This is a genomic window from Streptococcus sp. HMSC072D07 (assembly GCF_001814835.1).
GTDB lineage: Bacteria > Bacillota > Bacilli > Lactobacillales > Streptococcaceae > Streptococcus.
Genome location: NZ_KV818066.1, coordinates 203,307 through 228,770, shown reverse-complemented (window position 1 = coordinate 228,770; position 25,464 = coordinate 203,307). Strand labels below are relative to the sequence as shown.

The following is a 25,464-nucleotide window of genomic DNA, read 5'->3' as shown; positions in this document are numbered from 1 at the left end:
TTATACCATTTTTGGGGGAATTTGAAAGTCGAGAAATGTTCTTTTAGACTTGGATAACAAGAAATACTGAGTCGCAAATCCACCTTATTTAACAGGAAAAAAATTAGCTCCTAATCGGAGCTAACTTCTATCAATTTTTTATTTCTCCCATCTTCTCACACCCTAGTTCTCGATAGCTACGGTCACCAACAACTTCTACGCTAAACTGACCGTCCTCATATTCAAGAATCGTCACGCTACCATTATCCAGACCATGCGGATGCATGCCATTGATCAGATAAACAATGGTACCAATCGTCATTCCATGGCTCACAACGAGGGCATTACCCCCACCTTGTTCTTCCATTTCTTTAGCAATCGCTTCAAAGCCTTCCTTGATTCGACCACTGAGTTTTTCCCAACCTTCAGCCCAGCCTGCAGTATCAACCTCTACCAAACCTTCTGCTAGTTCTGCATAGGACAACTGATGAACATGGTCTACATTGAAAATTCTCGGAATCAATCCCATAAAGAGGTCCCCATCATAGGCCCCATCAAAACTACCAAAGCACCACTCTCTGATGCGCTTGTCCATGCGGTAAGGGATTTTCCCCTGTAGTCCAAGTTCTTCTAGGATAATTCCCATGGTTTGAATAGTGCGACCTGAATCACTGGAATAAGCGCGGTCAAACTGCAAGCCAGACTCTCTCAAGCCAATTCCCAGTTCATGGATTCCCAACTCACCTTCTGCAGTCAGAGGTGTATCACTCCATCCTTGAGCACGTCCAATGGTGTTAAACATCGTTTTCCCATGACGGACCAAATACAATCTTACTTTAGACATTTTCTATCCTCCATTTTCTTCTATTATATCATGGATCAAAGAAATATTCGGCTTTCAAAAGCAAAGCCAACATTTGTAAATTATCCAAAAGAAAAGCTACCCTCATGGTAGCTTCCCTAGGAGATTATTATGAAAAAGTTTAGGATTTCTATTAAATAAAGTTAGGAGGTCTTTATTTAATGATTATAGTATACACAGTCATCCTTAAACTCAACTTAAATCCTCTCGCTTTTTTATTAATTTTTAAAACTATGGATTGGAGCTGGGATTTGCCCACCGCGAGAGATGAAATCAACAGACGAAGCCCCGTTGACCTTCATAACTGGAGCTGTCCCTAGCAAGCCTCCAAACTCAATCATATCGCCTTCTTTGCCCTTTGGAATAATACGGACGGCCGTTGTTTTCATGTTAATGACACCAATTGCCGCCTCATCCGCAATCATAGCTGCAATGGTTTCAGCAGGCGTATCTTCCGGAATGGCAATCATATCCAGCCCAACAGAACAGATAGCCGTCATGGCTTCTAGTTTCTCTAAATTCAGAGAGCCATCTTGTACCGCACCAATCATCCCCTCATCTTCAGAAACGGGGATAAAAGCACCTGACAAGCCACCGACTTGGTTACAAGCCATCACTCCGCCCTTCTTAACTTGGTCATTCAAAAGAGCGAGGGCAGCCGTCGTCCCATGCGTACCAACTGTTTCTAGGCCCATTTCCTCAAGGACACGAGCCACAGAATCGCCAACTGCAGGAGTTGGTGCCAAGCTTAGGTCGACAATCCCAAAGTCAACACCCAGTCTCTCGCTGGCCATTTGACCGACTAGCTGACCAATACGAGTAATCTTAAAGGCTGTTTTCTTGACCGTCTCAGCTACAACATCAAAACTCTGACCACGAACTTTCTCCAAGGCGCGTTTGACAACACCAGGACCTGAAACACCAACATTGATGATAACATCTGCTTCCCCAACACCATGGAAAGCCCCTGCCATAAAAGGATTGTCCTCAACAGCATTAGCAAATACGACCAACTTGGCCGCACCCATATCTGATAGCGCAGCTGTTTCCTTGATGATACGCCCCATATCAGCGACCGCAGTCATGTTGATACCTGACTTGGTCGAGCCAATGTTAACAGACGAACAAACCTTGTCTGTCTCAGCTAGAGCGCGCGGGATAGAATTGATGAGAATTTCATCACCTTTTTGATAACCCTTTTGTACCAAGGCAGAGAATCCACCAATAAAATCAACACCGATCTCCTTGGCAGCCTTGTCAAGAGCCTTTGCCAAAACAAGATAGTCCGTCGCATCAGTCGCTGCACCAATTAAAGAAATCGGAGTCACCGATACTCGTTTATTAACAATAGGAATCCCAAGTTCTGCAGCAATTTCGTCTCCTACAGCCACTAAATTTGCAGCTTTAGTGGTGATTTTTTGGTAAATCTTTTCAGCAGCACGTTCAATATCTGGATCAATACAATCCAAAAGGGAAATCCCCATGGTGATGGTTCTGATATCGAAGTTCTGCTCCTCGATCATGGCAATGGTTTCTGTAACTTGTCTAATATCCATAGCCACCTCCTAGATATTATACATAGCGTCAAAAATCGCCGCACTTTGAATATTTATTTTGACATTCAAGGTCTGACCGAAAGTTTCAAACTCATTTCGAAGATAAGTGAAATCCTGTTTTTCGTCACTAGAAACGACCGCCATCATAGTAAAGTATTCATCCAACACCGTCTGAGAAATATCGTCAATATTCAAACCCAACTCTGCAATCTTAGTAGACACGCCTGCAACGATCCCAGCCTTGTCCTTACCAACCACTGTAATAATAGCCTTCATCCTTATACCCCATTTCTACGATTTTTAGAAAACCTGAACGTTTTTGATTTTCTTTTTTCCTAGTATAGCATATTTCCATAGAAAATACTAAAAAACGCCTGCTTACGAAGTTGTTCTTAAGAAAAAAACAATTTCGTAAACAAGCGTCTACCCTATCAAATGATGATGAGTGTTCCCGCTAGGACATAAGTCCCAGCGGTAGACCAGAGCTAGACTAAGAGCACAAGACTCCATCATCATAACACTCAACAAAATTGATGATTTTATACTAATTCGATGATCGCCATTGGCGCAGCATCACCACGACGTGGTTCAGTTTTAAGGATACGAGTGTATCCACCGTTACGTTCAGCATAACGAGGTGCGATTTCTGAGAACAATTTTTGAAGTGCTGTAGTAGAAGTGTACTTATCAGTTGCTTCATCATAGTTTTCAGATGCGATTTCATTACGTACGAAAGCAGCTGCTTGACGACGTGCATGCAAATCACCACGTTTACCTAGAGTAATCATTTTTTCAACAGTTTTACGGATTTCTTTAGCACGAGCTTCAGTTGTCACGATTGATTCGTTGATCAAAAGGTCAGTTGTCAAATCGCGAAGCATTGCTTTACGTTGTGAGCTAGTGCGTCCTAGTTTACGGTAAGCCATGTATTCCTCCTTTATTTATCTTTTAATCCAAGACCCAAGTCAATGAGTTTGAGTTTCACTTCTTCCAAACTCTTGCGTCCAAGATTTCGTACCTTCATCATCTCTGCTTCAGATTTTTCTGTCAAATCATGCACAGTATTGATACCGGCACGTTTCAAACAGTTGTATGAACGCACAGACAAGTCCAGTTCCTCAATCGTACGATCCAAAATACGATCGTCAGATTCAGTATCAGCTTCTTTCATCACTTCAGTTGACTTAGCAATCTCAGTAAGATTTGTAAACAAATCAAGATGTTCTGTCAAGATACGCGCTGAAAGCCCTAAAGCATCTTCTGGAATAATTGTTCCATTAGTCAAGATTTCAAGGGTTAATTTGTCAAATCCATCATTGCTACCTACACGAGCAGGCTCTACTTGATAGTTGACTTTTGTAACTGGTGTATAAATAGAATCTACAGCAAGTGTTCCAACTGGTGCATTATCTTTTTTGTTTTCATCAGCAGGTACATATCCACGACCACTGTTAACAGTCATTGTCGCTTTTAGAGAAGAACCTTCACCGATTGTAAAGAGATAATGATCTGGATTTACAATCTCAATATCACTATCAGTCAAAATGTCTCCAGCTGTAATTTCAGCAGGACCTTCAACGTCAAGTTCAATGATTTTTTCGTCTTCAACGTATGATTTCACTGCAATCCCTTTAATGTTCAGAATGATTTGCATCACGTCTTCACGAACACCTGGGACTGTGTCAAACTCATGCAAGACACCTTCAATGTTGATAGATGTCACTGCTGCTCCTGGTAGAGAAGCTAGTAGTACACGACGAAGAGAGTTACCAAGAGTTGTACCGTAGCCACGTTCAAGTGGTTCGATTACAAACTTGCCATAATCTTTATTTTCATCAATTTTTGTTATATTTGGTTTTTCAAACTCAATCATTTAGTTACTCCCTCTTAAACGAAAAGCAGTGTAATGCGATGATTATACACGGCGACGTTTTGGAGGACGAGCACCATTGTGTGGCACTGGAGTCACATCACGAATTGCTGTTACTTCAAGACCAGCGGCAGCAAGCGCACGAATAGCTGACTCACGACCAGAACCTGGACCTTTTACAGTAACTTCAACTGATTTAAGACCGTGTTCTTGTGCAGATTTAGCAGCAGCTTCAGAAGCCATTTGAGCAGCGAATGGTGTAGATTTACGAGAACCTTTGAAACCAAGAGCACCAGCTGATGACCAAGCAATTGCATTACCATGCACATCAGTAATCATAACAATAGTGTTATTAAATGTAGCGTGAATATGAGCAATACCAGATTCGATATTCTTTTTCACACGACGTTTACGTGTTGGTTTAGCCAAGACTTTTACCTCCTATATTATTTTTTCTTACCAGCAATCGCAACAGCTTTACCTTTACGAGTGCGAGCGTTGTTTTTGGTGTTTTGTCCACGGACAGGAAGTCCACGACGGTGACGAATACCACGGTAAGAACCGATTTCCATCAAACGTTTGATGTTCAAGTTTACTTCACGACGAAGGTCACCTTCAACTTTGATTGCATCCACTTCACGACGGATAGCATCTTCTTGATCTGACGTAAGGTCACGTACACGAACATCTTCTGAAATTCCAGCAGCAGCCAAAATTTTCTTAGATGTTGCAAGTCCGATACCATAAACGTAAGTTAATGAGATTACTACGCGTTTGTCATTTGGAATGTCAACTCCAGCAATACGAGCCATGTTTTCTCCTTTCTATCTTATCCTTGACGTTGTTTGTGTTTTGGATTTGCTGGGCAAATTACCATAACACGACCATTACGACGAATTACTTTACAGTATTCGCAAATTGGTTTGACCGATGGTCTTACTTTCATTTCTTATCCCTCCAAGTTTTTCGATTATTTAAAGCGGTAAGTGATACGTCCACGTGTCAAGTCATATGGACTCATCTCGACAGTAACACGATCTCCCGCTAAAATACGAATATAGTTTTTACGAATTTTACCAGAAACTGTTGCTAAAATCTGATGTCCATTTTCAAGTTCAACCGTAAACATTGCGTTAGGCATTGTATCGACTACTTTGCCTTCAACTTCAATCACATCGTCTTTTGCCACGCAAAAGCACCTCCATAAATTTCGATTCGATGCCTCTGAAAACAGAGACAACAATTATAAGTCAGACTATCTCAGTATAACATTTGTAGCGATTTTTTGCAAGTGTGAAAAACGCTTTATTTCAAATTTGTCAATACTTTTTCGATGTCTTTGAACACATCATTGATATCTTGATTTCCTTCGATATCGTGGACCAAACCTTTGGCACGGTAGTGAGCAATGATTGGTTCACCTTGTGCGATATTGACATCCAAACGACGCTTCACTGTCTCGGGTTTGTCATCTTCACGTTGGTAATAATCTTCTTCCTTATAATCAACTGGTGGGTTGAAAACTTTGTGGAAGGTTTCACCTGTTTCGCGGTGGATGATACGGCCACTCAAACGTTCCAAGAGACAATCTGGGTTCACTTCGATATTGATCACACCTTCTAGTTCGATACCAAGTTCAGCCAATGTTTTGTCCAAGGCATGAGCTTGTTCAATCGTACGTGGGTAACCATCCAACAAGAAACCTGTTTCTTTGATGTCGTTCTGAGAAAGGCGTTCTTTAACAATTCCATTTGTAACTTCATCCGGAACCAACTCACCTTTGTCAATATATGACTTCGCAAGTACACCCATTTCAGTTTGATTTGCCATAGCAGCACGGAACATATCTCCAGTTGAAATGTGTGCCACGTGGAATTGCTCCACAATTTTTGCTGCTTGCGTTCCCTTACCTGCTCCAGGTAAGCCCATAATCAAAAGATTCATGATAGGATCTCCTTATTTTGTATTTAAATAGAAGCAGAAATTTGTTTCAACCCCTATTTAAAAACAAAATAGAAGAGGGGAGACGAAAATCTCTCTGATAGATAGATCTTCATACTCCACTCTCTAAGCAAAAGTAATTTTGCTTTTATTCTGTTTTATCCATGAAACCAACATACTTACGTTTCAATAGGTAACCTTCTAGCTGTTTGATTCCTTCAATACCTGTTGAGATAATGATCAAAAGACTAGTTCCCCCAAAAGCAACAGCTTCTGAAAGACCAAAGACATCTTTTGCCACAATCGGCAAGATTGAAATCACACCTAGGAAGATCGATCCGACAGTCGCAAGGCGACGAAGAAGTTTCGACATGAACTCTTCAGTACCCTTACCAGGACGGACACCATGAATGTAGGCTCCACTCTTTTGTAAGTTTTCTGCTGCTTTCTCTGGATTGATCTGTACAAATGTATAGAAGAATGTAAAGAGAATGATCAACAAGGCATACATGGCAACACCTGTCGGAGATGTTGTAGATAACATTTCCTGTGCTGTACGTACCCAAGCCCAATCATGACCTGTAGCACTCAAAAACTGAAGAATGGCTGCAGGTGCTGCTGTAATGGAACTTGCAAAGATAACTGGGATAACCCCCGCTGGGTTTACCTTCAATGGAAGGTATGAGCTTGATGGGGCTCCTTGAGCAACTTTTGTATATTGGATTGGAATTTTATATTCTGCCTGTTGAACATAGGTTGTAAAGTATACAATCAACAAGACAGCGATAATCAAAATAACGACAAAGATAATAGATGAAGTCAAACGGCTACTTGGAATATTGACGAAGTAGTCAACATAGATTCCTTTAATCATTTCAGGGATTGAAGCAACAATACCTGCAAAGATGATCATAGAAACACCGTTTCCGTATCCCTTATCTGTAATTTGTTCCCCGAGCCACGTTACAATCATACTACCTGCTGTAAGGATAATACCAATGGTAACAAAAACCTGTGGAGTTAACGCTGTCGTTAATAATTTCGCTCCAGATAGAGTATTAAATCCTGCTGTAATCCCGATAGATTGAACAAATGCAAGTACAAGTGCAATATAACGAGTAGCCTGATTTAGTTTTCTCCGTCCTACTTCCCCTTGTTTGCCCCATTCTACAAACTTCGGTAAAATATCCATTTGTAGCAATTGAACAACGATGGAAGCAGTGATATACGGACTTACTCCGAGTGCGAAAACGGAGAAGTTCTTCATGGCATTCCCTGAAACAAGACTAAGCATGTTCAAGAAAGATAAACCACTGAGAGCTTCTAAACTTTTTGCATTCACACCTGGAACAGTAATACTTGTCCCAATACGGAAAACAAGAATGATAAAAATTGTAAAAAGAATTTTTGATCGAACTTGTTTAACCTTGAGCGCTTCTTTTAGTAATTTAAAAAACATGGGTCACCTCTCTTAGATGACTTCTACAGAACCACCTTTAGCAGTGATAGCTTCCTCAGCTGATTTAGAGAATTTAGCTGCTTTCACAGTCAATTTCTTAGTCAACTCACCGTTACCAAGAATTTTAACTCCTGATTTTTCAGCTTTCACAATTCCTGCTTCGATAAGTACAACTGGAGTTACTTCTGCACCGTCTTCAAAGACGTTCAATTGGTCAAGGTTTACAATTGCATATTCTTTAGCGTTGATATTAGTGAATCCACGTTTTGGAAGACGACGGAACAATGGAGTTTGTCCACCTTCAAAACCAAGGCGAACTCCGCCACCGCTACGAGCTTTTTGACCTTTTTGACCGCGACCAGATGTTTTACCGTTACCTGATGAAGTACCACGACCAACACGGTTACGTACTTTACGAGAACCTTCTGCAGGTTTCAATTCATGAAGTTTCATTATATTTTCTCCTCTTTTGTAAAATGCTAGCGCCGATAAGAGAGAAAAGGTTGTCTCCCTTATCAACTCGCCTATACATGGTCATCTTAGATGACTATACCTAGTTTTAGGGGATGAGTATTGCCACATCCCCTAAAAATTCATTAGTTTACTTCTTCAACTGTTACCAAGTGAGATACTGCAGTGATCATACCACGGATAGCAGCGTTGTCTTCTTTGATAACAGAGCTGTTCAATTTGCCAAGTCCAAGTGCTACAACAGTTTTACGTTGTGATGGAATGCGTCCGATTGGAGACTTAGTCAAAGTAATTTTAATTTGAGCCATTTTATCCCCTTTCTTATGCCAAATCAGAAACTGAAATACCACGAAGGGCAGCAACTTCTTCAGCGCGTTTCAATTGTTTCAAACCTTCAACAGTTGCGCGAACAATGTTGATTGGAGTGTTAGAACCAAGTGATTTAGATGTAATATCTGCCACACCTGCCAATTCCACAACGGCACGAACTGCACCACCAGCGGCAACCCCAGAACCTTCTACAGCAGGTTTCAACAATACTTTAGCTCCACCGAATTCTGAAAGAACTTCGTGTGGGATTGTTGTCCCAACCATAGGAACTTCAATCAAGTTTTTCTTAGCATCTTCTACTGCTTTGCGGATTGCTTCTGGAACTTCTTGAGCTTTACCAGTACCAAATCCTACGCGACCGTTGTGGTCACCAACAACAACAAGAGCTGCGAAACGAAGACGACGTCCACCTTTAACAACTTTTGTAACACGGTTGACAGCAACTACGCGTTCTTCTAATTCAACTGCATTGTCTTTAAATGCCATTTTCTAGTGTCCTCCTATTAGAATTTCAATCCGTTTTCACGAGCTGCATCAGCCAAAGCTTTCACACGTCCGTGATATAGATATCCACCGCGGTCGAACACCACTTCTGAAATACCTTTAGCGTTTGCACGTTCTGCAACGAGTTTACCGACAGTAACGGCTTGTTCAGTTTTAGTTCCTTTTGAAACTTCTTTGTCAAGAGTTGAAGCACTTGCGAGCGTTACACCCGCTACGTCATCAATCACTTGAGCGTAGATGCCTGTATTAGAACGGAATACGTTCAAACGTGGGCGATCAGCAGTTCCAGAGAGTTTTCCGCGAACGCGACGGTGGCGTTTTTGGCGGAGTTTGTTTTTATCTGGTTTAGAAATCACAGTTTTCACCTCTTTAGTTTTAAATCGTGTGCTATGCACTAAGTTGGAAAATAGGTTGGTGGTTAAAAATCAACCACTCAACATTATTTACCTGTTTTACCTTCTTTACGTCGAACGAATTCACCAACGTAACGGATACCTTTACCTTTATATGGTTCTGGTGAACGAAGGCTACGTACGTAAGCAGCTGTTTGACCAACTACTTCTTTTGAAATTCCGCTAACAACGATTGTTGTTGGGTTTGGAAGTTCAAAAGTAATTCCTTCTGGAGCTTCAACTTCGTCTGGATGAGATTTACCAACAGCCAAAACAAGTTTAGATCCTTGAAGTTGTGCACGGTAACCAACCCCGCGCATTTCAAGTTCTTTCTTGAATCCTTCTGATACACCAACAACCATGTTGTTCAAAAGGGCACGAGTAGTTCCGTGGATTGTTTTCATTTCTTTTGAATCGTTTGGACGGTGAAGAGTTACTTCAGTACCTTCCACACGAATTTCAATATCTTTTGAGAACTCACGAGTAAGTTCTCCTTTAGGTCCTTTTACAGTTACAACGTTGTCATTGTTAGTGATTTCAACACCAGCAGGCAACACGATAACTTTATTACCAATACGTGACATATTTTTATTCTCCTGTTAAATTGTCAGGCCATAACGGCCAGTTTTCACGGGGTTAAAGATACTTATTGAGTTCAATAGCTAAATTGAACACGCTCTAAGAACTGTGCAAAATAGATAAGTTGGCTTGTTTGTAAACAAACTTCTCCAACTTCCTAATTTTGCTTTGTTCTTTACGAGCTTTGTATCTTGATTTTACCAAACGTAAGCGATAACCTCACCACCAACGTTCTTTTGGCGAGCTTCTTTATCAGTAAGCAAACCTTCAGAAGTTGAAAGGATAGCAATTCCAAGTCCGTTAAGAACTTTTGGAAGATCTTCACGTTTTTTGTAGACACGAAGTCCTGGTTTAGAAACACGTTTCAAGTTAGTGATAACTTTTTCACCGTTTGGTCCGTATTTAAGGAATACACGGATGATGCCTTGTTTGTCATCTTCGATGATTTCTACGTTCTTAACAAAACCTTCGCGTTTAAGGATTTCAGCAATCCCTTTTTTGATGTTTGATGCAGGTACTTCAAGTACTTCGTGTTTCGCTTGGTTAGCGTTACGAATACGAGTTAGGAAGTCTGCGATTGGGTCAGTCATAACCATTTTGTTTTTCTCCTCTTACTAGTAGTTTGCAAGTTGCACTTGCTAGTTAATACATGATACAAAGAGCGTAAAAGCAAGAGCAAAAATAGGCAATTTGATGCAGGAGCGATGCTCCAAAGAAAATTGGTCTTTTTTGCCAAAGCTGTAGCTCGTGTTCAAATTGGCAAGTCCAACTGAACCCGTGCTAAACTCTGTGTGAAAAAGATAAACTTTCCTAGAAACTTCAGTTTCTTCGTCAAGTTTCCTATTTTCACTTGGAGTTTTGATGCCCTTGATATCTTAAATTACCAAGATGCTTTTGTTACACCAGGAATTTGTCCTTTGTAAGCTAATTCACGGAAGCAAACACGGCAAAGTTTAAATTTGCGGTAAACTGAATGTGGACGACCACATTTTTCACAACGAGTATAAGCTTGAGTAGAGAACTTCGCTGGACGTTTGTTCTTAGCAATCATTGATTTTTTAGCCATTAGATTTACCTCCTATATTATTTTGCAAAAGGCATTCCAAGGCCTGTAAGCAATGCACGTGACTCTTCGTCAGTGTTAGCAGTTGTTACGATAACGATGTCAAGACCACGAGTTTTGTCAACGTCATCAAAGTTGATTTCTGGGAAGATCAATTGTTCTTTCACACCAAGAGTGTAGTTTCCGCGTCCATCAAATGATTTTGTTGGAACACCGTGGAAGTCACGCACACGTGGAAGTGAAACTGAAACCAATTTGTCCAAGAATTCGTACATACGTTCACCACGAAGGGTAACTTTTGCACCGATCGCTACACCTTCACGAAGACGGAAGCCGGCGATTGATTTTTTAGCTTTAGTGATAAGTGGTTTTTGACCTGAGATAAGTGCCAATTCTTCAGCAGCTTTTTCAAGACTTTTAGCGTTTGATACAGCTTCACCAACACCCATGTTCAAAACGATCTTATCTACTTTAGGCACAGCCATCACTGATGAGTAGTTGAATTGTTCTGTCAAAGCAGGAACTACTTCATTAAGATATTTTTCTTTTAAACGATTTGCCATTATACTTCTCCTTTCCTTCGTGATTAATCAAGCACTTCGCCTGATTTTTTGTTGTAGCGAACTTTTTTACCGTCTACAAATTTGTAACCAACACGACCAGCTACACCATTTTTGTCCAATACTTGAACGTTTGATACGTGGATAGCTGCTTCTTTCTCGATGATACCACCTTGAGGAAGTTCGTTAGTTGGACGTTGGTGTTTCTTAACGATGTTAACACCTTCAACGACAACTTTGTTTACTTTTGGAAGGGCAGTAAGGACAACAGCTTCTGTTCCCTTATCTTTACCAGCGATTACGCGAACTTTGTCGCCTTTTTTTACAAACATTAGGTTTCTCCTTGATTTTTCTTACGCCCATAAGGGCACCCTGGAAAGTAATCCAGGGGACTAGTTTGTTTCTAAAAATTAAAGTACTTCTGGAGCAAGTGACACGATCTTCATGAAGCCACCTTCACGCAATTCGCGTGCAACTGGGCCAAAGATACGTGTTCCGCGAGGAGTTTTGTCTTCACGGATGATAACTGCTGCGTTTTCGTCAAATTTGATGTATGAACCATCAGCACGACGAGCACCTGATTTAGTACGAACGATAACAGCTTTTACAACGTCACCTTTTTTAACCGCACCACCAGGAGTAGCTTGTTTTACAGATGCCACGATAACATCACCGATGTTTGCAAATTTACGTCCTGAACCACCAAGAACCTTGATAGTCAAGATTTCGCGAGCACCGCTGTTGTCTGCGACTTTCAAACGAGTTTCTGTTTGAATCATTTCAGTTTTCTCCTTTCAGGTTTGATTAGATGATGACCGCTTCTTCAACAACTTCTACAAGACGGAAACGTTTTGTAGCTGAAAGCGGACGAGTTTCCATGATACGTACGATATCGCCTTCTTTGGCAACATTGTTTTCATCATGTGCTTTGTATTTCTTAGAGTAGTTAATACGTTTACCATAGACTGGGTGGTTACGTTTTGTTTCAACTACAACTGTGATTGTCTTGTCCATTTTGTCAGATACAACACGTCCAACAAGAACTTTACGATTATTGCGTTCCATTGAAATTTCTCCTTCCCTAGTCTATTATTTCGCTTCAGATTGAACTGTTTTGATACGAGCGATTTGTTTTTTAACTTCTTTCAAGCGAGCTGTTTGTTCCAATTGACCAGTAGCAACTTGGAAACGAAGTTCAAACAATTCTTTTTTCAATTCGTTTTCGCGCTTCGCGAGTTCTTCTTGAGAAAGACCACGAAGTTCTTTAACAAATTCTTTTACTTCATTAAGTTTCATGCCTTCTCCTTATTCTGCTTCACGTTTTACGAATTTACATTTAACTGGCAATTTGTGGCTTGCAAGACGAAGCGCTTCGCGAGCAATCTCTTCAGATACACCAGCGATTTCGAACATCACTTTACCACGTTTAACTGGTGCTACCCAACCTTCAGGCGCCCCTTTACCAGATCCCATACGCACACCGATAGCTTTAGCAGTGTATGATTTGTGTGGGAAGATTTTAATCCAAACTTTACCACCACGTTTCATGTAACGAGTCATGGCGATACGAGCAGCTTCGATTTGGCGGTTAGTGATCCAGTGGCTAGTTGTAGCTTGAAGACCGTATTCACCGAATGCTACTTCTTTTCCACCTTTTGCTTCACCGCGCATTTTTCCACGGAATTCACGACGGTGTTTAACACGTTTAGGTACTAACATTGGTTATTTACCTCCTTTAGTGTTTTTACGAGCTGGAAGAACTTCACCACGGTAGATCCATACTTTAACACCAAGTTTACCGTATGTAGTATCTGCTTCTTCCCAAGCGTAATCGATATCTGCACGAAGTGTGTGAAGTGGAACAGTTCCTTCAGAGTATCCTTCAGCACGAGCGATATCTGCACCGTTCAAACGACCTGATACTTGAGTTTTGATTCCTTTAGCTCCAGCACGCATTGCACGTTGGATTGCTTGTTTTTGTGCACGACGGAAAGCGACACGTTGCTCCAATTGACGAGCAATTCCTTCACCTACAAGGTGAGCATCCAAATCAGGTTGTTTGATTTCGATGATGTTGATGTGTACTTGTTTTCCAGTCAATTTGTTAAGTTTTGCACGGAGTGCATCAACGTTAGCACCACCTTTACCGATAACCATACCTGGTTTAGCAGTGTGAAGTGAAACGTTAACTTTGTTTACTGCGCGTTCAATTTCGATAGTTGAAACTGCTGCGTCAGCAAGTTCTTTTTGAACGAATTTACGGATTGCAAGATCTTCATGAAGGTAATCCGCGTATTCTTTTTCAGCATACCATTTGGCATCCCAATCACGGATGATGCCGACACGCATACCAATTGGATGTACTTTTTGACCCACGATGTTACCTCCTTATTTTTCTGCAACAGCCACAGTGATGTGAGCTGTACGTTTGTTGATTGGTGAAGCTGAACCTTTCGCACGTGGACGGAAACGTTTCATAGTTGGTCCTTCGTTTGCGAATGCTTCAGATACTACCAAGTTAGCTTTGTCCAAACCAAAGTTGTTTTCAGCGTTAGCTACAGCTGAATTCAAGACTTTCAAGATGATTTCAGCAGCTTTGTTTGGTGTGAATGTCAAGATTGCAATAGCATCGGCTACGCTTTTACCACGGATGTTGTCAAGAACAAGACGTGATTTACGAGGTGAAACACGTACTGTACGAGCCATTGCTTTAGCTGAAGTAATTTCTGCCATTTATGTTCTCCTTATTTTCTACGTGTTTTCTTGTCGTCTGCAGCGTGACCTTTGTAAGTACGAGTTGGTGCAAATTCACCAAGTTTGTGACCTACCATGTCTTCTTGGATGTAAACAGGTACGTGTTTACGTCCGTCATAAACTGCAATAGTGTAACCAATGAAACTTGGGAAGATCGTTGAACGACGTGACCAAGTTTTGATAACTTTTTTCTTTTCGTCGTTAGCCTGAGCTTCAACTTTTTTCATCAAATGCTCATCGACGAAAGGTCCTTTTTTAAGACTGCGTCCCATTTTTATTTTTTCTCCTTTAAATGTAGTACCACAGCGGCTTGCGCTCACATGGAGCGCTACCGAGCTGGCGGATTTCCTAGTTGCTTAGGCGACTAGTTTACTATTATTTCTCGTTGCGACGACGAACGATAAGTTTGTCAGATTTCGCTTTCTTGTTACGAGTTTTAAGACCAAGAGCAGGTTTGCCCCATGGAGTAGATGGCGCTTTACGACCAACTGGTGCTTTACCTTCACCACCACCGTGTGGGTGATCGTTAGGATTCATTACAGAACCACGAACTGTTGGGCGGATACCTTTCCAACGGCTACGTCCTGCTTTACCAAGGTTTACAAGTCCATGTTGTTCGTTTCCGACAACACCAACTGTAGCACGACAAGTTCCAAGAATCATACGAACTTCGCCAGATTGAAGACGAACAAGAACGTATTTACCTTCTTGACCCAATACTTGGGCAGAAGCACCAGCAGCACGTACCAATTCTCCACCACGACCTGGTTTCAATTCGATGTTGTGGATCAAAGTACCAACTGGGATGTTAGCAAGTGGAAGAGCATTTCCGACTTTGATATCTGCTTCAGGACCTGAAACGATACGTTGACCAACTTCAAGACCTTTTGGAGCGATGATGTATGCTTTCACACCGTCAGTGTAGTGTACAAGAGCGATGTTTGCAGAACGGTTTGGATCGTACTCGATAGTTTTAACAACTGCTTCAACGTTGTCTTTGTTACGTTTGAAGTCAACCAAACGGTAGAAACGTTTGTGTCCACCACCTTGGTGACGAACAGTGATACGACCGTTGTTGTTACGACCAGCCTTGCTCTTCAAAGCAACAAGCAATGATTTTTCAGGAGTGCTTGTTGTGATTTCAGCGAAATCCAAAGAAGTCATATTACGGCGACCGTTTGTTGTTGGTTTATAAACACGAATTCCCACGATATTTCCTCCTTAGATTATTCAGCTTCAGCAGCGAACAACTCGATTGCTTTTGAATCAGCTGTAAGTGTGATGATAGCTTTTTTAGTTTTGTTAGTAAAACCAGTGTAACGTCCAACACGTTTTGCTTTTGGTTTTACGTTGATTGTGTTAACGTTGGCAACTTTAACACCTTCGAAAGCAGCTTCAACAGCTTGCTTGATCAAAAGTTTGTGTGCACGAGTGTCAACTTCAAATACATATTTTCCTGCTTCAAGTTGAGCCATTGAGCTTTCAGTGATGACAGGTTTTTTGATAACATCATACAAATTCATTATGCAAGAACCTCCTCGATTTTAGAGATAGCTGCTTGTGTGACAAGAAGTTTGTCGCTATTTGCGATGTCAAGAACACTTGCAGTTGTAGCAGTTGCAACTTTCACGTTTGGAAGGTTACGAGCTGAAAGAGCTGCGAATTCATTTCCTTCTTCAAGGATAACAAGAACTTTGGAATCGATGCTCAATGCTGCAAGAACTTTTGCAAATTCAGCAGTTTTTGGAGCTGTAAATGAAAGAGCGTCTACAGCTACGAATTTGTTTTCAGCAACTTTTTCAGAGTAAACTGATTTAAGAGCTAGGCGACGAACTTTTTGTGGAAGTTTGTAGCCGTATGAACGTGGAGTTGGTCCGAAGACAACACCACCACCACGCCATTGTGGTGAGCGGATAGAACCTTGACGAGCACGTCCAGTTCCTTTTTGACGCCATGGTTTGCGTCCACCACCTGATACTGCAGAGCGGTTTTTAACAGCGTGTGTTCCTTGACGAAGGCTTGCGCGTTGGCTGATGATCACATCAAACACAACTGATTCATTTGGTTCAATACCAAATACTGCATCGTTAAGAACAACTTGGCCAGCTTCTTTACCAGTTTGGTCAAATAATGTTACGTTTGCCATTGTGACTGATTTCCCCTTTCTTTATTATTTACCAGCTTTAACTGCTGATTTGATAGTGATAAGAGATTTCTTAGCACCTGGTACGTTACCTTTGATAAGGATAACGTTCTTTTCTGGAACAACTTGTACAACTTCAAGGTTTTGAATTGTTACGCGGTCGCCACCCATGCGTCCTGCAAGGTTTTTACCTTTGAATACGCGGTTAGGTGCAACAGGTCCCATAGAACCTGGACGACGGTGGTAACGAGAACCGTGAGCCATTGGTCCACGTGATTGTCCGTGGCGTTTGATGACACCTTGGAAACCTTTACCTTTAGAAGTACCAGTTACGTCAACAACGTCTCCAGCTGCGAATGTTTCAACTGTAATTTCAGCACCAACTTCCAAGCCTTCAACGTTTTTGAATTCACGAATGAAGCGCTTAGGAGCCGTGTTAGCTTTCGCTACATGTCCTTTAGCAGGTTTGTTGCTCAATACTTCGCGTTTGTCATCGAAACCAACTTGGATAGCGTTGTATCCGTCTGTTTCAACAGTTTTAACTTGAAGAACAACGTTTGGAGTTGCTTCAATAACTGTTACAGGGATCAATTCGCCAGCTTCAGTGAAGATTTGAGTCATTCCCACTTTTTTCCCTAAGATTCCTTTTGTCATGAGAAAATAGTTCCTTTTCTATATTTTTTATTCAAAAAGTTTTTAACGAGCGTTTTTTATGCTCAAGTCTAAGATACAAAGGGCGTCAAACTCAAAGTGAAAATAGGAAACTGACGCAGTGTCTAACAGACACTAGGAAGTTTATCTTTTTCACACCGAGTTTAGCCCGTGTTCAATTAAATTGAAACACCAGCCTCTGCTCTTTTATATTTTAGATTAAAGTTTGATTTCTACGTTTACACCACTTGGAAGATCCAATTTCATCAAAGCATCAACTGTTTTTTGAGTTGGGTTAACGATATCGATCAAACGTTTGTGTGTACGCATTTCAAATTGTTCGCGAGAGTCTTTGTATTTGTGAGTCGCACGAATAATTGTGTAGAGGCTACGCTCAGTTGGAAGTGGGATTGGACCCGCAACTTGTGCACCTGTACGAGTAGCTGATTCTACGATTTTTGCAGCCGCTGTGTCAAGCGTACGGTGTTCGTAAGCTTTCAAACGGATACGGATTTTTTTGTTTGCCATCTTTTTCTCCTTTTCGTCTATTTAAGATAATAGGCTAGCTCCACAAGAAAACCGACGCGCGTTGCGTGGCAATGCAACCGAGCGTGTCGCAACCTCTTGCATCAAAGCTAAGGCTGTAATTTACAGCACCATAATAGAATAACACAAAGCCCCTGCGATTGCAAGGGATTTGTGAGCTTTTTTTCGTTTTTTTAGGATGAAACTGTTTTCTCTTTTAATCTTTCTAAGATTACGGATTTATATCTATAAAAAACCGTCTTTTTTCTATATAATGTGTGTCATTTTGACCTTGAGTTTATCTTCTGATTGATCTACTAAAATGTCCGCTTTAGATTCGGTTTCTCTATAGTATCGCAGGTACTGCTCCCTTCTCATCTGATGGCTAGCTAATACAAAAGATGCATCGCGATTTCTCATAGTCGTATCTCGAGCTAGACGCCTCTTTAATTCGGTCTCCTCATCCGTGTAGAAACAGATGGTTTTGTCAAAGAGTTCCTTGGGTAGAAAGCCCGCAGACATCCCTTCAACAATCAGAATCGGCTTGGCTCCAGACAAGACCTCGCTAGCCTTCCACGGTTCATCGATTGTTAAGACATCCATACCTGCCTGCAAGGCGAGAATATCTCTCTGTAAACTTGCCAGTTCATGCGCCACTGGGAGACAAGCTGTCACCTTTTGATCTGGCGCTTGCTTTGGTACTACCAGGTGACGTTCTGAGGTGATATAGGGATCTGTTTCTAGTAAATTTACTGTAGTAGAATCTAGGGCTTGATGTAATTCCTGTGCAAAGGTTGATTTACCTGAAGCCCCATGACCGTAGATCCCCAGCGTCCTAATTCTTCCCGTTTCGATCTCTGAAACCAGTTGTTCTATCAGGTCTTTTTTCTTCATTCTCTCTTCACCTGCTCATAGCTTTCTTTTCCGTCATTAAGCTTGTTCCAAATCACCACTTGCCCACTTTTGAGGGATTTTTGCACATCGATAATTCGTTGATTAGAAGACCCTCGAAACTGGAGCATAAGATTGCGTTTGCTTTTATCATACCGTCCATCGACAAGGATGTCAATCAATGATAAGAGTTCCAGTTTATCTGGAGTCTCCAGCATCATTTCTTCCCAAGTATAACCCGTCCAGGACCAGATGTCTTTTTCTGGTAATTCCTTTCGAATGCGCTTAACGAGAGGCAAGAGAATGCCCGTATTAAGAAAGGGTTCTCCTCCTAGCAAGGTCAAACCTTGAACATAGGGTTGGGCAAGGTCTTCCATGATTTGTTCTTCTAATTCTGCCGTATAGGGAATGCCTGCGTTGAAAGACCAAGTCGCAACATTATAGCATCCCTCGCAGTGAAACATGCAACCTGATACATAGAGAGAGTTGCGCACACCTTCTCCATCGACAAAGTTAAAGGCCTTATAATCAATGATCCGCCCTTTACTAAGTTCCTCACTTTTCCATTCACCTGGTTTTGGTGTATTCCATGTCATCCTTTTACTCCAAATCTATCCAGTAACGTTCTACACCATTGCGAACATCCTCAAACACCCCACCGTTTGCCACAATCACCGCCCTACTAGCAGGATTTTCCGTACTACAGGTCACAAGTGATTTTTTGATGTTCTTTTCCTTAGCAACTTGCAGGCCTTGTCTGAGGGCTTCTTTGGCATAACCTTTACCTCTTTCAGAAGGGCGGATGGAGTAGCCAATATGGCCAGCATGATTCAGCAAGCCCTCATTTAGTTTCAATCGCAGATTCAAAAATCCTAGAGCACGACCTACATCATCAAATGATACAAATTGAATAGAAGGAACACGATTTTCAGGCAAGTTTATTCCCATCTCTTTTTGCATATTTGTTTCCAACCACTCTTCATAAGAAAAAGCCTCTGTCTCCCAAAACCCACCATCATGAGGAGAATGTGCTTGTTCAAACTCTGCCATCATCTCTAAAACTGTTTCTTTATCTGCCAATATCGGTCTGCGTAGTATCATTTTCACCTCCAATTAAGAGAAAAGTGAGAGCAGACTCTCACTTTTATTTTTTCTTATTCTTGTTTAAAAACTGTTCTCTGAGGTTGAGCAAGCGTTCTTTTTTACCTGTTCCACCTTTCGAGTGTTTCTCGTGATAACGGGTCACTTGTGCGCGTCCCTTATCGTCTAATTGGTATTTCCCCATTCCATTTCCTTCTAATTTGTTACTTCATGTCCTGCTGTTTTAATTGTTGAACCGTTCATGTGTTTGACACGCGCAGCGATTTCCTTGTGGCGTCCATTAACCATCGGACGCGCTTGAGGATTGCCCAGATACCCACACGTACGTTTGACCACATCTACTGTTTTAGGGTCGCTATTGCCACAGTTTGGACAAGCAAAGCCTCTCTCAGTTGGTTCAAAATCCCCTTCAAAGTCACACTTGTAGCAACGATCAATCGGAGTATTGGTCCCTAGATAGCCAACTCGGTCATAGGCATAGTCCCAAACAGCTTCCAGGGCCTTAGGATTTTGTTGAAGAACTGGATACTCACAATAATGGATAAAGCCACCTGACGCACCTGCTTCTGGATAAACTTTCTCAAAGTCTAATTTTTCAAACGGTGTTGGATTTTTACGAACATCGTAGTGGAAAGAGTTGGTGTAGTATTCCTTGTCCGTGATGTCCGGAATAGAGCCGAACTTCTCTGTATCCAAGCGACAGAAGCGGTCTGTCAGACTTTCAGACGGTGTGGAGTAGATAGAGAAATGGTAACCATATTGGTCAGACCACTCTTCCACACGACGTTTCATATCGCGAATGATATCCAGTGTGAATTCCTTGGCTTCAGGATTGCTTTCCCAGCTGTTTCCAAAGAAGACCGTCGCAACTTCGTACAAACCGATGTAGCCCAGCGAAACTGTCGCGCGGCGATTCTTAAAGAGTTGATCTACACTTTCTTCTTTTCCGAGACGGCGACCGAAGGCTCCGTACTGATAAAGGATAGGGGCATTCGCTGGTGTTGCTTCCTTGGTCCGTTCAACACGGTAAACCAGAGCATCTTCTGCGATGTTCATACGCTCATTGAAGATTTCCCAGAACTTATTCAGATCCCCTTCAGACTCGAGGGCGATACGAGGCAGATTGACTGTCACAACACCTAGATTCATACGACCTGAATTGACCTCGACACCATTCTCATCCTTCCATCCTTGGAGGAAAGAACGGCAGCCCATAGGAACCTTGAAGGAGCCTGTCAGTTCGATAATCTTATCATAGGATAAGACATCTGGGTACATCCGCTTGGTTGCACACTCAAGAGCCAACTGTTTGATATCGTAGTTAGGTGACCCCTCCTCTAAGTTAAGGCCTCTTTTCAGCGTAAAGATGAGTTTAGGGAAGATAGCTGTACGGTGTTCTGAACCAAGCCCCTTGATTCGGATGTTTAAGATAGCTTTTTGAATTTCCCGCTCAAAACGACTAGTTCCTAGACCAAAACCGAGCGAAGTAAAAGGTGTTTGTCCATTTGAAGTGAAGAGGGTGTTGATTTCATACTCAAGAGATTGCATGGCATCGTAGATGTCCTTTTGCGTTTTTTTCCAAGCGTAATCTTCCCGTTTTTCGGGCAAGACCCACTCTTCCGCATCCTTGAGGTGTTTTTGATAATTCTTCTCCGCATAAGGCGCCAAGACTTCATCGATACGGTCAGCTGAACAGCCCCCGTACTGGCTAGAAGCAACGTTGGCGATGATTTGTGAAATTTGAGCTGTCGCAGTCTGGATAGACTTGGGACTCTCTACCTCTGCATTCCCAATCTTAAAACCATTTTCCAGCATGCCTTTAAAATCAATCAAACAGCAGTTGGTCATCGGAGTGTAGGGGCTGTAGTCCAAGTCATGATAGTGGATATCCCCTTTTTGGTGAGCATTAGCTACGTGCTTAGGAAGCATTTGCAGCCCGATTGACTTCCCAACAATCCCTGCTGTCAAATCACGTTGGGTGTTGAAGACATCGCTGTCTTTATTGGCATTTTCATTGACAACTGCTTGATCTTTATTGAGAAGTTTATGGATACTAAAGTTGATATCTGTCGCTTTTGAGCGCTCAAAATCCCTTTGTGTCCGATAAGTGATATACTCCTCAGCCAAGGCATATTCTTTGGCTTCAAGGAGTTCATGTTCTACGACATTTTGAATTTCGTAAATCTTGACACCTTGAGGGAAGCGACTGTGAATTTCAGTCACGATTCTTTCAACTAGACCATTTAGGCGTTTTTCTACTAGAGGCGTAACGTCCATAACCTTTTCCGCCGCCTTGTGGAGAGCCTTGTCAATCTTGTCTACATCAAACACCACTCGTCTACCATCTCGTTTTTCAACGAACAAGGTGGGAACGGTTGCAAGCTTTTCTTCTAATACAATCATATCCATGCTCTTTTCTAAAATGTTGTTCTATGAAGTATTATACCACTCTAAAAATAAAAATCAATATCTTGTGTTAAAAATCCTAAATTTTTTAAAATTCCACAAGATATTGATTTTTTGTTATTTTGATTTATAAAGTTTGAACTCGCTAGTATCTGTCTGAACAAGCTCATAGTTTTCACTGAGCCAGCTCTCTACATCTGACCACAAGGCAACTTTTTGATTGACCACAATCATCTTCGGTTGATTCTCTTTCAGGTCATTCATCAGTTTGGTTTTATTTTCATCGCTTGCAGTATAGAGTGTTGGTGTTGATAGTGAAGTCGACGCCAAGCGTTCACTTGCACGGTAGAAATCGGGACGATCATCCCAAGCATAGACACGATCCTCAGAACTCGTTTGTTGTTTGACCACGCTAGCAAGACGGTCTCTCTCCTGATAAGTCGCTGGGTGCGAAAGGTAGCGACTCACGATAGGAAGAACAATGAGATAGGCAAGGGCAATCAGTGGTAGATAGAAATTTCCTTTAAGGAAAGAAGTTTGTTTCTCACGTCTTCTTCTACGACGACTCCCTCCATCTGAAACATCTTCCTTGATTCCTGTCAGAAGGAGCAAGACCAAGAAAGGAATTAGCACCACAAGACGAGTACCGTTGATAGGTTCTTTGGAGAGAATCAAGATTCCCAAAGAAACCAACAATCCCAAGCTAGCAGCAATTGAGAGGGCATATTGCTTGGCTGGTTTTGACTGGAACAAGCCTGTAAAGAGCAAACCAAGGGAACCTAACCCAATAGCAAGCAAGCCATAGAAGGCTGCATTTTCAAGCAAATGCGAGTTCGAAAAGAGGCTAAGAGTATTTACCGGATATAAGGTCTGGCTAATGGCATCCCCAAAACTACCTGTCCACACTGTATAGTAGCCTAAAGGATAGAATAAGAGTGAAAATCCTAGGGCTGACGCAAAAAACTGATATAGACCATGAACAAAGTGACCTTTGCCTAGATTAAAGCCGATAATCCCCAAGGCCAGTACAGCCGCAAACAAGGCTGTTGGGATTGGCGCAAGGAAGAAAGCGAGAGCAAGGCTCATCCCCACTCGTACAAACCCTTTGTCGTCCTTTGGAAAAGCTAGATAATTTGTCACGATACTCAATGAATAAAATAGGAAAGGCAGGGCTAGCAAGAGAGCATAACCGCCACCAAAAGCGAGGCCCGCTACAAGCAAGTATAAAATAAAGACAACTCGTTTCGCTTCCTTTTCTTGGCCGACAAGAGTATCCGCAGCCTTAAAAAGAAAAACACCTGCTCCAAACAAGGCCAACCACTCAACCAAAGCAATCAGAATACTGCCTTGAAAAAGGTAGGTTAGCACATAATAGAGCAATCCCTCCGTCCCAAAATAATCTGTATACATTTGACCATTTTGATGCAAGGCCCAACCGGTATAAAGATCTTGAGTTTGTTGCGGACTGATTAAACCAAAAATAAAAGGCAGGGCAACCGAAATGGCTGTGGCCACTAGACTCCAAAGCAAAATACTAAAAAAGGGAATGGGAGCTCCTTCTCGTTTCTCTGGCACTGACCAGTCTTGGTAATGAGATTCTTCTTGCTTCTCATCTATTTTCCCGTATACGTTCATTCAATTTCTCCTCTAAGTTTATCTGTTTTAGTATATCAAAATCTTACAGGAATGTCAGCTTGGGATTGATATTTGCTAAATTTCTTATCCAATAGCGCAAAGCGTTCGATTTCACGAAAACGGTGGAATCGACTGTTTCTATACTCTCTGATAAAATCATCATCTTCTAGATTAAGCATGGTTTTCTCCTTTACTTATCTATTCGTAAGAAGACAAAAATAAGATCCAGCCTTGGGCTAGATCTTGATGGATAGTTAGAGCATAGGTGCAAACAACTGGACAATTTCCTTGATGAGGCTTTGATACCAGCTGGTTTTGATAGTGTGGGGATAAATTTCTTGAGAAACTTTAAAAATCTCTTCGAAGTCCCTTTCAATATCGATGATGGACTGCGTTCTATAAAGTAAGACGGCATTTTCATAGTGGTGGAGCAAGCTCCGATAGTCAAAATTGATGGTCCCCACAGTAGCTGCCTCTCCATCGACAAGCATTTGCTTGCTATGAAGGAATCCCGGACTGTACTCATAAATACGAACCCCCGCAGATAACAAGTCTGGATAGGCTCCTCGAGTAACTAACTGAATAACCTTCTTATCTGGGATACACGGTGTCACAATTCGCACATCTACCCCTCTCAATGCTGCATTTTTGATACTTTCGGTGAGATCATAGTCCGCAATCAGATAGGGAGTCGTGATATAGACGTAATCTGTAGCTTGATTGATAAGATTTTGGTAGACCGTTTTTCCAACTTGAGCTCTGTAGATGGGTTTTGGCCCACTACTATAGGGAATACAGAGCCCCATCCCGTCTCTGGGGTGATTTTCTAGATGGTATTGGTCAAAGTCACTAATCTCTCCACGGTTGATATACCATGCAGATAAAAAAAGTCTGGTAAAAGCCTTAACTGCTGGTCCATCCAAACGAATACCGCTATCCTTCCAATAACCAAAGCGTTCGATATGGTTGATATACTCATCAGCCAGATTGATACCACCTGTATAGGCAATCTGCCCATCAATAATCATGATTTTACGGTGGTCACGGTTGTTATAAGCAACGGTCAAACGTGGAATCACCTTGTTAAATTTGTGGGCTTCAATCCCTCGACCACGAAGCTGGACGGTGTAATCTCCAGGTAAGGTTGCCATACAACCAATATCATCATAGAGAAGCTTCACCTCTACTCCTTGAGTTGCCTTTTCTTCCAAAATCTCCAAAATACTATTCCACATCAAACCTTCTTCGATGATATAGTATTCGAGAAAGATAAACTTCTCAGCTTTCTTGAGATCCTCTAGCATCTGATGCCACATGCTTTCACCAGATGCAAAAAATTGTGTATCCGTTCGATCATAGACATCAGCATTCGTATCCATGCTGAGGAGAGATTTGATAACTCCGTAAGCTGACTTGTCCTGCTCTTTTAACTCCAAACGGAGAGCTCTGCTATTGTCCTCTCGATCAACCATTGATTGGAGCTGCTTTAGCTGCTTCATTTCTTTTTTAGATAAACGGCGTTCTCCAAACATGATATAGAGCAAGGGTCCAAACACTGGTACAAAGGCTACTAACAGCCATGTTACCTTACTCTCAGGATTCATAGATCGATTGACAATCGATACAATGGTCGCTAAGCTCACTAAAATGACTAGGATAATCCAGACAATTGGAGCCATTTGCCCTAGATAGAGAAATAAACCAAAGACGATAAACAACTCTGCCAACATGATGGTAATACTGAAACCATATTTGGACATGAGTAGCTGCATTTTTCTAGCTGTCATACATC

At 41.7% G+C, this 25,464-nt stretch carries 40 protein-coding genes; all 40 read right to left on the bottom strand.

Translation table 11 applies throughout. The annotated features are described in order from the left end of the window. Nucleotides 1-130: 130 nt before the first annotated feature. Nucleotides 131-823 (bottom strand): histidine phosphatase family protein, encoded by a 693-nt coding sequence (locus tag HMPREF2991_RS06025; RefSeq protein WP_070569320.1) that lies wholly within the window; start codon nucleotides 821-823, stop codon nucleotides 131-133. Nucleotides 824-1,059: 236 nt separating this feature from the next. Beyond that, on the bottom strand, nucleotides 1,060-2,397 hold the full coding sequence (locus tag HMPREF2991_RS06020) for a PFL family protein (protein WP_000354871.1): 1,338 nt from the start codon (nucleotides 2,395-2,397) through the stop codon (nucleotides 1,060-1,062). Nucleotides 2,398-2,406: 9 nt separating this feature from the next. Then, nucleotides 2,407-2,673: an ACT domain-containing protein gene (locus HMPREF2991_RS06015; protein WP_000644111.1), complete on the bottom strand. Its 267-nt coding sequence runs from the start codon at nucleotides 2,671-2,673 to the stop codon at nucleotides 2,407-2,409. Nucleotides 2,674-2,936: 263 nt separating this feature from the next. Next, entirely contained in the window at nucleotides 2,937-3,323 is a 387-nt protein-coding gene (rplQ, locus tag HMPREF2991_RS06010; RefSeq protein WP_000331493.1) for a 50S ribosomal protein L17, read from the bottom strand. Nucleotides 3,324-3,334: 11 nt separating this feature from the next. Further along, a complete protein-coding gene (locus HMPREF2991_RS06005) occupies nucleotides 3,335-4,270 on the bottom strand; it encodes a DNA-directed RNA polymerase subunit alpha (RefSeq protein WP_000568993.1) in 936 nt (311 codons plus the stop codon). 42 nt (nucleotides 4,271-4,312) lie between these two features. Further along, nucleotides 4,313-4,696, bottom strand: a complete 384-nt coding sequence (rpsK, locus tag HMPREF2991_RS06000) for a 30S ribosomal protein S11 (protein WP_001118385.1) — start codon at nucleotides 4,694-4,696, stop codon at nucleotides 4,313-4,315. 17 nt (nucleotides 4,697-4,713) lie between these two features. After that, on the bottom strand, nucleotides 4,714-5,079 hold the full coding sequence (rpsM, locus tag HMPREF2991_RS05995) for a 30S ribosomal protein S13 (protein WP_000090781.1): 366 nt from the start codon (nucleotides 5,077-5,079) through the stop codon (nucleotides 4,714-4,716). 17 nt (nucleotides 5,080-5,096) lie between these two features. Beyond that, the gene (rpmJ, locus tag HMPREF2991_RS05990; RefSeq protein WP_001808836.1) at nucleotides 5,097-5,213 is read right to left on the bottom strand and encodes a 50S ribosomal protein L36; all 117 of its coding nucleotides are present in this window, start codon (nucleotides 5,211-5,213) and stop codon (nucleotides 5,097-5,099) included. 24 nt (nucleotides 5,214-5,237) lie between these two features. Beyond that, complete coding sequence (gene infA, locus HMPREF2991_RS05985; RefSeq protein WP_001029883.1) at nucleotides 5,238-5,456, bottom strand: translation initiation factor IF-1; 219 nt, start codon at nucleotides 5,454-5,456, stop codon at nucleotides 5,238-5,240. A gap of 116 nt (nucleotides 5,457-5,572) precedes the next feature. Continuing rightward, nucleotides 5,573-6,211: an adenylate kinase gene (locus HMPREF2991_RS05980; protein WP_001050447.1), complete on the bottom strand. Its 639-nt coding sequence runs from the start codon at nucleotides 6,209-6,211 to the stop codon at nucleotides 5,573-5,575. Between the two features lie 145 nt (nucleotides 6,212-6,356). Beyond that, nucleotides 6,357-7,667, bottom strand: a complete 1,311-nt coding sequence (gene secY / locus HMPREF2991_RS05975) for a preprotein translocase subunit SecY (protein WP_000465387.1) — start codon at nucleotides 7,665-7,667, stop codon at nucleotides 6,357-6,359. Between the two features lie 12 nt (nucleotides 7,668-7,679). Further along, nucleotides 7,680-8,120, bottom strand: a complete 441-nt coding sequence (gene rplO, locus HMPREF2991_RS05970) for a 50S ribosomal protein L15 (protein WP_000766089.1) — start codon at nucleotides 8,118-8,120, stop codon at nucleotides 7,680-7,682. 143 nt (nucleotides 8,121-8,263) lie between these two features. Further along, entirely contained in the window at nucleotides 8,264-8,446 is a 183-nt protein-coding gene (rpmD, locus tag HMPREF2991_RS05965) for a 50S ribosomal protein L30 (protein WP_000057241.1), read from the bottom strand. A gap of 13 nt (nucleotides 8,447-8,459) precedes the next feature. Beyond that, complete coding sequence (gene rpsE, locus HMPREF2991_RS05960; RefSeq protein ID WP_000874204.1) at nucleotides 8,460-8,954, bottom strand: 30S ribosomal protein S5; 495 nt, start codon at nucleotides 8,952-8,954, stop codon at nucleotides 8,460-8,462. Nucleotides 8,955-8,971: 17 nt separating this feature from the next. Then, entirely contained in the window at nucleotides 8,972-9,328 is a 357-nt protein-coding gene (gene rplR, locus HMPREF2991_RS05955; RefSeq protein ID WP_004244055.1) for a 50S ribosomal protein L18, read from the bottom strand. 83 nt (nucleotides 9,329-9,411) lie between these two features. Then, entirely contained in the window at nucleotides 9,412-9,948 is a 537-nt protein-coding gene (rplF, locus tag HMPREF2991_RS05950) for a 50S ribosomal protein L6 (RefSeq protein WP_000086626.1), read from the bottom strand. A gap of 192 nt (nucleotides 9,949-10,140) precedes the next feature. Next, nucleotides 10,141-10,539 (bottom strand): 30S ribosomal protein S8, encoded by a 399-nt coding sequence (gene rpsH, locus HMPREF2991_RS05945; RefSeq protein WP_000245504.1) that lies wholly within the window; start codon nucleotides 10,537-10,539, stop codon nucleotides 10,141-10,143. Nucleotides 10,540-10,823: 284 nt separating this feature from the next. Then, entirely contained in the window at nucleotides 10,824-11,009 is a 186-nt protein-coding gene (locus tag HMPREF2991_RS05940) for a type Z 30S ribosomal protein S14 (protein ID WP_001085697.1), read from the bottom strand. A 17-nt stretch (nucleotides 11,010-11,026) separates the two neighbouring features. Next, nucleotides 11,027-11,569, bottom strand: coding sequence for a 50S ribosomal protein L5 (gene rplE, locus HMPREF2991_RS05935; RefSeq protein ID WP_000013542.1), 543 nt, complete (start codon nucleotides 11,567-11,569; stop codon nucleotides 11,027-11,029). Nucleotides 11,570-11,592: 23 nt separating this feature from the next. Beyond that, nucleotides 11,593-11,898, bottom strand: a complete 306-nt coding sequence (gene rplX, locus HMPREF2991_RS05930; RefSeq protein WP_061469424.1) for a 50S ribosomal protein L24 — start codon at nucleotides 11,896-11,898, stop codon at nucleotides 11,593-11,595. Nucleotides 11,899-11,976: 78 nt separating this feature from the next. Beyond that, on the bottom strand, nucleotides 11,977-12,345 hold the full coding sequence (gene rplN / locus HMPREF2991_RS05925) for a 50S ribosomal protein L14 (RefSeq protein ID WP_000616545.1): 369 nt from the start codon (nucleotides 12,343-12,345) through the stop codon (nucleotides 11,977-11,979). A 25-nt stretch (nucleotides 12,346-12,370) separates the two neighbouring features. Beyond that, nucleotides 12,371-12,631, bottom strand: a complete 261-nt coding sequence (rpsQ, locus tag HMPREF2991_RS05920) for a 30S ribosomal protein S17 (RefSeq protein WP_000440801.1) — start codon at nucleotides 12,629-12,631, stop codon at nucleotides 12,371-12,373. Between the two features lie 24 nt (nucleotides 12,632-12,655). Continuing rightward, nucleotides 12,656-12,862, bottom strand: a complete 207-nt coding sequence (gene rpmC / locus HMPREF2991_RS05915) for a 50S ribosomal protein L29 (RefSeq protein WP_070569324.1) — start codon at nucleotides 12,860-12,862, stop codon at nucleotides 12,656-12,658. A gap of 9 nt (nucleotides 12,863-12,871) precedes the next feature. After that, nucleotides 12,872-13,285: a 50S ribosomal protein L16 gene (rplP, locus tag HMPREF2991_RS05910; RefSeq protein WP_000960946.1), complete on the bottom strand. Its 414-nt coding sequence runs from the start codon at nucleotides 13,283-13,285 to the stop codon at nucleotides 12,872-12,874. A 3-nt stretch (nucleotides 13,286-13,288) separates the two neighbouring features. Next, nucleotides 13,289-13,942, bottom strand: a complete 654-nt coding sequence (gene rpsC, locus HMPREF2991_RS05905; protein ID WP_000529936.1) for a 30S ribosomal protein S3 — start codon at nucleotides 13,940-13,942, stop codon at nucleotides 13,289-13,291. Between the two features lie 12 nt (nucleotides 13,943-13,954). Next, a complete protein-coding gene (gene rplV, locus HMPREF2991_RS05900) occupies nucleotides 13,955-14,299 on the bottom strand; it encodes a 50S ribosomal protein L22 (RefSeq protein WP_000818137.1) in 345 nt (114 codons plus the stop codon). A gap of 11 nt (nucleotides 14,300-14,310) precedes the next feature. Beyond that, a complete protein-coding gene (gene rpsS / locus HMPREF2991_RS05895) occupies nucleotides 14,311-14,592 on the bottom strand; it encodes a 30S ribosomal protein S19 (RefSeq protein ID WP_000533766.1) in 282 nt (93 codons plus the stop codon). 103 nt (nucleotides 14,593-14,695) lie between these two features. Continuing rightward, entirely contained in the window at nucleotides 14,696-15,529 is an 834-nt protein-coding gene (rplB, locus tag HMPREF2991_RS05890) for a 50S ribosomal protein L2 (RefSeq protein ID WP_000512910.1), read from the bottom strand. A 17-nt stretch (nucleotides 15,530-15,546) separates the two neighbouring features. Then, complete coding sequence (locus tag HMPREF2991_RS05885; protein WP_001055347.1) at nucleotides 15,547-15,843, bottom strand: 50S ribosomal protein L23; 297 nt, start codon at nucleotides 15,841-15,843, stop codon at nucleotides 15,547-15,549. Continuing rightward, entirely contained in the window at nucleotides 15,843-16,466 is a 624-nt protein-coding gene (gene rplD / locus HMPREF2991_RS05880; protein WP_000024537.1) for a 50S ribosomal protein L4, read from the bottom strand. Before rplD ends, HMPREF2991_RS05885 begins: the two co-directional genes overlap by 1 nt. Nucleotides 16,467-16,490: 24 nt before the next feature. Continuing rightward, nucleotides 16,491-17,117 carry a 50S ribosomal protein L3 gene (gene rplC, locus HMPREF2991_RS05875; RefSeq protein ID WP_000160197.1) on the bottom strand — a complete coding sequence of 209 codons (627 nt, stop codon included), beginning with the start codon at nucleotides 17,115-17,117 and terminating at the stop codon, nucleotides 16,491-16,493. 216 nt (nucleotides 17,118-17,333) lie between these two features. Beyond that, nucleotides 17,334-17,642, bottom strand: a complete 309-nt coding sequence (gene rpsJ, locus HMPREF2991_RS05870; RefSeq protein WP_001284513.1) for a 30S ribosomal protein S10 — start codon at nucleotides 17,640-17,642, stop codon at nucleotides 17,334-17,336. A gap of 264 nt (nucleotides 17,643-17,906) precedes the next feature. Continuing rightward, entirely contained in the window at nucleotides 17,907-18,533 is a 627-nt protein-coding gene (locus HMPREF2991_RS05865) for a uridine kinase family protein (RefSeq protein ID WP_070569328.1), read from the bottom strand. Next, nucleotides 18,530-19,126, bottom strand: coding sequence for an anaerobic ribonucleoside-triphosphate reductase activating protein (nrdG, locus tag HMPREF2991_RS05860; RefSeq protein ID WP_070569331.1), 597 nt, complete (start codon nucleotides 19,124-19,126; stop codon nucleotides 18,530-18,532). The genes HMPREF2991_RS05865 and nrdG overlap by 4 nt, the downstream gene beginning before the upstream one ends. 4 nt (nucleotides 19,127-19,130) lie before the next feature. Continuing rightward, on the bottom strand, nucleotides 19,131-19,631 hold the full coding sequence (locus HMPREF2991_RS05855; protein WP_070569334.1) for a GNAT family N-acetyltransferase: 501 nt from the start codon (nucleotides 19,629-19,631) through the stop codon (nucleotides 19,131-19,133). A 43-nt stretch (nucleotides 19,632-19,674) separates the two neighbouring features. Next, nucleotides 19,675-19,815 carry a hypothetical protein gene (locus HMPREF2991_RS05850; protein ID WP_000521625.1) on the bottom strand — a complete coding sequence of 47 codons (141 nt, stop codon included), beginning with the start codon at nucleotides 19,813-19,815 and terminating at the stop codon, nucleotides 19,675-19,677. An 11-nt stretch (nucleotides 19,816-19,826) separates the two neighbouring features. Next, a complete protein-coding gene (gene nrdD / locus HMPREF2991_RS05845; protein WP_049484765.1) occupies nucleotides 19,827-22,034 on the bottom strand; it encodes an anaerobic ribonucleoside-triphosphate reductase in 2,208 nt (735 codons plus the stop codon). 120 nt (nucleotides 22,035-22,154) lie between these two features. Next, entirely contained in the window at nucleotides 22,155-23,672 is a 1,518-nt protein-coding gene (locus HMPREF2991_RS05840; protein ID WP_070683657.1) for a damage-inducible protein CinA, read from the bottom strand. Nucleotides 23,673-23,707: 35 nt separating this feature from the next. Continuing rightward, nucleotides 23,708-23,851, bottom strand: coding sequence for a hypothetical protein (locus tag HMPREF2991_RS11010; protein ID WP_000933184.1), 144 nt, complete (start codon nucleotides 23,849-23,851; stop codon nucleotides 23,708-23,710). Nucleotides 23,852-23,926: 75 nt separating this feature from the next. Beyond that, nucleotides 23,927-25,459, bottom strand: coding sequence for a cardiolipin synthase (cls, locus tag HMPREF2991_RS05835; RefSeq protein ID WP_070569340.1), 1,533 nt, complete (start codon nucleotides 25,457-25,459; stop codon nucleotides 23,927-23,929). Nucleotides 25,460-25,464: the final 5 nt, after the last annotated feature.

Excerpts from the sequence above, each read along its gene's own strand:
- HMPREF2991_RS05940 (WP_001085697.1), bottom strand. The coding sequence starts at position 11,009 with ATGGCTAAAAAATCAATGATTGCTAAGAACAAACGTCCAGCGAAGTTC.
- rpmC (WP_070569324.1), bottom strand. The coding sequence starts at position 12,862 with ATGAAACTTAATGAAGTAAAAGAATTTGTTAAAGAACTTCGTGGTCTT.
- rplF (WP_000086626.1), bottom strand. The coding sequence starts at position 9,948 with ATGTCACGTATTGGTAATAAAGTTATCGTGTTGCCTGCTGGTGTTGAA.
- rpsH (WP_000245504.1), bottom strand. The coding sequence starts at position 10,539 with ATGGTTATGACTGACCCAATCGCAGACTTCCTAACTCGTATTCGTAAC.
- HMPREF2991_RS06015 (WP_000644111.1), bottom strand. The coding sequence starts at position 2,673 with ATGAAGGCTATTATTACAGTGGTTGGTAAGGACAAGGCTGGGATCGTT.
- rpsE (WP_000874204.1), bottom strand. The coding sequence starts at position 8,954 with ATGGCATTTAAAGACAATGCAGTTGAATTAGAAGAACGCGTAGTTGCT.
- rplO (WP_000766089.1), bottom strand. The coding sequence starts at position 8,120 with ATGAAACTTCATGAATTGAAACCTGCAGAAGGTTCTCGTAAAGTACGT.
- nrdG (WP_070569331.1), bottom strand. The coding sequence starts at position 19,126 with ATGACATGGAATACACCAAAACCAGGTGAATGGAAAAGTGAGGAACTT.
- rplC (WP_000160197.1), bottom strand. The coding sequence starts at position 17,117 with ATGACAAAAGGAATCTTAGGGAAAAAAGTGGGAATGACTCAAATCTTC.
- HMPREF2991_RS05865 (WP_070569328.1), bottom strand. The coding sequence starts at position 18,533 with ATGAAGAAAAAAGACCTGATAGAACAACTGGTTTCAGAGATCGAAACG.
- rpsS (WP_000533766.1), bottom strand. The coding sequence starts at position 14,592 with ATGGGACGCAGTCTTAAAAAAGGACCTTTCGTCGATGAGCATTTGATG.
- rpmJ (WP_001808836.1), bottom strand. The coding sequence starts at position 5,213 with ATGAAAGTAAGACCATCGGTCAAACCAATTTGCGAATACTGTAAAGTA.
- HMPREF2991_RS05850 (WP_000521625.1), bottom strand. The coding sequence starts at position 19,815 with ATGGGGAAATACCAATTAGACGATAAGGGACGCGCACAAGTGACCCGT.
- rpsQ (WP_000440801.1), bottom strand. The coding sequence starts at position 12,631 with ATGGAACGCAATAATCGTAAAGTTCTTGTTGGACGTGTTGTATCTGAC.
- rplE (WP_000013542.1), bottom strand. The coding sequence starts at position 11,569 with ATGGCAAATCGTTTAAAAGAAAAATATCTTAATGAAGTAGTTCCTGCT.
- rpmD (WP_000057241.1), bottom strand. The coding sequence starts at position 8,446 with ATGGCTCAAATTAAAATTACTTTGACTAAGTCTCCAATCGGACGCATT.
- secY (WP_000465387.1), bottom strand. The coding sequence starts at position 7,667 with ATGTTTTTTAAATTACTAAAAGAAGCGCTCAAGGTTAAACAAGTTCGA.
- HMPREF2991_RS05885 (WP_001055347.1), bottom strand. The coding sequence starts at position 15,843 with ATGAATTTGTATGATGTTATCAAAAAACCTGTCATCACTGAAAGCTCA.
- HMPREF2991_RS11010 (WP_000933184.1), bottom strand. The coding sequence starts at position 23,851 with ATGCTTAATCTAGAAGATGATGATTTTATCAGAGAGTATAGAAACAGT.
- rplV (WP_000818137.1), bottom strand. The coding sequence starts at position 14,299 with ATGGCAGAAATTACTTCAGCTAAAGCAATGGCTCGTACAGTACGTGTT.
- HMPREF2991_RS05855 (WP_070569334.1), bottom strand. The coding sequence starts at position 19,631 with ATGATACTACGCAGACCGATATTGGCAGATAAAGAAACAGTTTTAGAG.
- HMPREF2991_RS06005 (WP_000568993.1), bottom strand. The coding sequence starts at position 4,270 with ATGATTGAGTTTGAAAAACCAAATATAACAAAAATTGATGAAAATAAA.
- rplN (WP_000616545.1), bottom strand. The coding sequence starts at position 12,345 with ATGATTCAAACAGAAACTCGTTTGAAAGTCGCAGACAACAGCGGTGCT.
- HMPREF2991_RS05840 (WP_070683657.1), bottom strand. The coding sequence starts at position 23,672 with ATGAACGTATACGGGAAAATAGATGAGAAGCAAGAAGAATCTCATTAC.
- cls (WP_070569340.1), bottom strand. The coding sequence starts at position 25,459 with ATGACAGCTAGAAAAATGCAGCTACTCATGTCCAAATATGGTTTCAGT.
- rplX (WP_061469424.1), bottom strand. The coding sequence starts at position 11,898 with ATGTTTGTAAAAAAAGGCGACAAAGTTCGCGTAATCGCTGGTAAAGAT.
- rplP (WP_000960946.1), bottom strand. The coding sequence starts at position 13,285 with ATGTTAGTACCTAAACGTGTTAAACACCGTCGTGAATTCCGTGGAAAA.
- nrdD (WP_049484765.1), bottom strand. The coding sequence starts at position 22,034 with ATGATTGTATTAGAAGAAAAGCTTGCAACCGTTCCCACCTTGTTCGTT.
- rplD (WP_000024537.1), bottom strand. The coding sequence starts at position 16,466 with ATGGCAAACGTAACATTATTTGACCAAACTGGTAAAGAAGCTGGCCAA.
- rpsM (WP_000090781.1), bottom strand. The coding sequence starts at position 5,079 with ATGGCTCGTATTGCTGGAGTTGACATTCCAAATGACAAACGCGTAGTA.
- HMPREF2991_RS06020 (WP_000354871.1), bottom strand. The coding sequence starts at position 2,397 with ATGGATATTAGACAAGTTACAGAAACCATTGCCATGATCGAGGAGCAG.
- rplQ (WP_000331493.1), bottom strand. The coding sequence starts at position 3,323 with ATGGCTTACCGTAAACTAGGACGCACTAGCTCACAACGTAAAGCAATG.
- rpsJ (WP_001284513.1), bottom strand. The coding sequence starts at position 17,642 with ATGGCAAACAAAAAAATCCGTATCCGTTTGAAAGCTTACGAACACCGT.
- HMPREF2991_RS05980 (WP_001050447.1), bottom strand. The coding sequence starts at position 6,211 with ATGAATCTTTTGATTATGGGCTTACCTGGAGCAGGTAAGGGAACGCAA.
- HMPREF2991_RS06025 (WP_070569320.1), bottom strand. The coding sequence starts at position 823 with ATGTCTAAAGTAAGATTGTATTTGGTCCGTCATGGGAAAACGATGTTT.